The organism is Vibrio sp. 1180_3 (assembly GCF_029478545.1).
GTDB classification, from domain to species: domain Bacteria; phylum Pseudomonadota; class Gammaproteobacteria; order Enterobacterales; family Vibrionaceae; genus Vibrio; species Vibrio aestuarianus.
Genome location: NZ_SJFM01000326.1, coordinates 1 through 214 on the forward strand (window position 1 = coordinate 1; position 214 = coordinate 214).

Here is a 214-nt window from a genome sequence, read left to right on the forward strand (position 1 = left end):
AGTCTTTCGACCTTTTATGCAAAGCGTCAACAATTGCAGTGCTTTGGGCAATCTCAAACTGGTGGCTTTATCAAAGCTGAAGTCGTTGAAAAAACGACTCGCTACCAAGTGGCTCAAGCACCCGTCGCCAACATGACGCTATCCATTAATGATGTTGAACTCAGCATTCCCCAGGGAACACCTGTGGCCTACTTAGCCGAGTTAATCGGAGTGC

At 47.7% G+C, this 214-nt stretch carries 1 protein-coding gene; it reads left to right on the top strand.

Features of this window, described 5'->3' with window-relative positions; translation table 11 throughout:
• Positions 1 to 214, top strand: a 214-nt coding sequence (locus EYW48_RS22010; protein ID WP_277433144.1) for an IS66 family insertion sequence element accessory protein TnpB, incomplete at both ends; no start/stop codon positions are given.